The organism is Hymenobacter sp. HSC-4F20, assembly GCF_019599275.1.
GTDB lineage: Bacteria > Bacteroidota > Bacteroidia > Cytophagales > Hymenobacteraceae > Hymenobacter.
This window is the reverse complement of the sequence record NZ_JAHZTD010000013.1, coordinates 1-3,553: the sequence shown is the minus strand read 5'-3', so window position 1 is coordinate 3,553 and position 3,553 is coordinate 1. Positions and strand designations below refer to the sequence as shown.

Sequence of the window (3,553 nt, the reverse complement as noted above, 5' to 3'; positions counted from 1 at the left end):
GATGTCAAGTGCTGATCCGACTCTGTAGTGTATGCCCGAGTCATGCCCGGGAACACTGCTTATACGCAGCCCGAGCTCTCGCCCGCGCTGCCTTACCTATTTGTCTTTTCCAATCATTCAAAGAACGTCTGCCAGTCCCCTATTGGAACCAGCCTCGTGGCAAGCTGCTTGCCTTAGCTTTTCGAAGTAGCCAAGTGATAAACGTCACTGTCAGGCTTTTTCGTTCACTAATCGTTTCAAAAATTTGCTCTAGACTGATGAGCTATTTCTGAAACGGAGTGCAAAGGTAAGAGAGTTTTTCGATTCTGCCAAAATATTGAGAGAATTTTCTTTTTATCCTACCCGCTGTAGCATCCCAGTTCTCTTAACCGGGGTGCAAAAGTACACATACTTTTCGATCTGTCAATGGGCGAGTAGAAAAACTTCTTTTATACGGGGTCTTTGTTGGAAAGGATAACTCTTCCTCAGTTAGTATGGAACAGTATTTCGCATTAGGTGACCTGTTTTCTGCAGTTAACCAGGTACAAGTTCGAGGCAAGAATCGGGGGTAACTGTATAGGTAGAAAACAGCTGTTTGACCTGTTCTATAGGGTTTATACAGTAAAATTTGAACTTGCTTGGGGCAGAGGGAGGTAGAGAGTAGTGTCTGGTCAGTAGCACCCTTCACCAGGGCTGAATACGATGAACCACTGCTGCAACAGCTCATGTGGCCGAAAGAAGTTGTGGGGGATTTGAGAAGGGACTGATCCAAATAAAGCCTTGTAGGCGACTTTCACCTGATGAAATGATGCCTACCTGCTAAAAATACTTTGCGTGGCTTGTAGGGGCTTTAAAAGCTCAAATAGAGGCATCTACTCTATGCTGACATATCCCATCTGCATCTTTTGGGTTTTGTCTACCACCTCTGTAAGTGCTGTCATTAGCTTCGTAAACCCTATGGCCACCTGCCTCTAGACACCTTTTTTCTAGAACAACTTGTTGTATATCAAAATTTTACGTGAAAATAATTCGAGGAATAGCTATTACAAAAACCACGAATTAGCTCAGTCTAGAGGCTTTCTGAGGATAAATTCAGCTGCATTCTGCAAGTGAAACATATTGTATACTTCTGATAGTCAGGTATATACAATCTTGTTGTCTGAACGCTTATTCTGGAAGGTGCTAGTCCTGTAAGCACCTTCGTGGTTTTTGTAATAGACATTACATGCTGGTTGTCAGTTTGTTACGACGTTTTACAACCAGTCGATCCACGTAATGACCTGCTGGAAAAGCATGTTCTGCTAGGCCCGCTTTTGTGTTTTTCACTGAGTTTTGGCCTGATAGCCGGACTTCTTGGTTCAGGAGAGGCTGAACTATTACAAAAACCACGATGGCCGCGGCGCGCCCCCCCAGTGTGTTTACCCCTTTTCCGGAGGTGGTTTTGTTCTGACGACCCGCGCAAATGGCACGGCACCCTAAAAGCTTTTCGACTGGGGGGTTGCGCGCGCACGTACGCGCAAAGAACCAGGTCGTTTATTTATTTTATAATCTTTATAAGGTTTATAGGGTCTCTAACTGCTTGATTGTCAGGGTCCCCAGAGCACGAACTATTACAAAAGCACGAACAACTATTACAAAAACCACGAACAACTATTACAAAAACCACGAACAACTATTACAAAAACCACGACAAAAACCGAACGAGCTATTACAAAAGCACGAAGACCTATTACAAAAGCACGAAGCTCGACAGGAGGGTTATCCACATTTTTAGCCCAGTTATCCACATTTTAGCGCTATTATGTATTACAGGTTTGGGATCTTGTAATAGATAAGGGATATTGCGCTCTGAGTTATCCACATAGCAGTAGCCCCTTGACATCCCTAATTCTCTTTGATCAACCTGGGGCGGAGGAGTCCGCCAGCAAGGTCATTGTCCAGCATAATGCCCTAGTGAATGCACGCTTCGACTTGTCTACTGTAGAGATGCGTCTGTTCATGGCTATGCTTTCGCGTATTGGACGAGACGACAATGAATTCCGCGAAATGCGGATTCCTCTTACAGAAGTAGTGGCTCTTTCAGGGCGTCGGCCGAGTAGTAAAGATTACCAGCAGGTAGCCGGTATGTGCACTCAGCTGGTTAGCCGTATCCTGCACATAGAGCGCCCTAGTACAGGGCGCTCGGGGTCACGCCGCAGTAACTCCCCAGATTTCGATAAAATCCCTCTTATGGCCTATGCCAAGTATCGAGGAGAAGAGGGAGCTCTGCACGTGCGATTCAACGATGAGGTGATGCCGTACCTGCTGCAGCTGCAGCGTAACTTCACGAAGGCACAGGTGGTGCAGTTACTGAAGCTAAAGAGTCCGCATTCTTACCGAATTTACTGGCTGCTTAAAGAGTACGCCGCTTTTGGTAGCCGAAGCATGGGGGTAGGAGAACTTAAGTCTGTGCTTAACCTAGATGGTCAGTACAAACAGTTTCCCTTGTTCAAGCTACGCGTGTTAGACAGGGCGCAGCAGGAGCTTAGCAAGACAGATTTGCCGTTTACCTACGAGCTATTGCGAGAGGGTAGAGCAGTGGCTCATGTGCGCTTTCATTTCCCTCTTGTTACACCAGGTCAAGATGGTCTACCTCTAGGCCCTTCTTCTGAATGGGAGTCCTCTCTGCAGAAAATTGGGTTGTCACCCTCCAGCCTAGCTACTATACTAACTATGGTCAGTAGCGGAAAGGTGGAGCCTGAGTACGTGGAGTTTGTGGTGCGCAATCAGCGAGAAAAGCATCGTCTAGGAAAGGTTAAAAGCTTACCTGGCTCTGTGTTTTCGGCGATTACCAAAGGGCATCTTATAGCCGAATTCAAAGAGTCTGGTCGGCGCCGTCTTAGTGAAGAAGAAACCAACCCAGCCTTGCCATCTGTGGATGCTCAGTCGGGCGTGGTCCGGTTTCGTCTGCGAGAGGTTGAAGCTATGTACCAGACGCTAGCGGCAAAAAACCTTCATAAGGAAGCCTCATTTGAGCAGCATGTACAGCAGGTGTACTTAAGCCAAGGATTTGTTCTAAAGCAAGATGATCAAAAGGTGGAATGGCTAGAGGCTAATAAGACTATTAAGTGATAATGGCCCCTGCTCTTGCTAAGCCATAATCATCCGTAAGTTCAACTTCGTTTATAATGATGGCATAGTAGCTTTCCTAAGAAAGGATAATGAAACGGCCATTACAGCATTAAAAAGCATAAAAATATGTATTGAATATGCTTTTTAATACCACCAATGTCCAGAAATATTTATATCTGATAGGAGTAAGCTCATTTTATACTATAGTAGCGTACTAGTAGCTGAACCAGACAGGATATTTCGCACTCATAGATAGAGTAATATCTCTATTAGTTACTACCAGTCTCCGGCCTGGCCGGGAGGGGGCCCTTAGAGCCCGAGCGCTGCCACGCTGCCGGGGGGGGAACGCAACACGGCCCCCCGCAGCACGAAGTCGCGGGGGGCCGTGGAAGGCATAGGGTTGGCGGCGACCGACTCTCCCACCGATGAAGGCAGTACCATAGGCGCACCGGGGCTTAACGAC

At 46.7% G+C, this 3,553-nt stretch carries 1 protein-coding gene; it reads left to right on the top strand.

Features of this window, described 5'->3' with window-relative positions; all coding sequences use genetic code 11:
• The first annotated feature begins 1,854 nt into the window (after positions 1 to 1,854).
• Complete coding sequence (locus K3G63_RS22485; protein WP_220616405.1) at positions 1,855 to 3,090, top strand: replication initiation protein; 1,236 nt, start codon at positions 1,855 to 1,857, stop codon at positions 3,088 to 3,090.
• Positions 3,091 to 3,553: the final 463 nt, after the last annotated feature.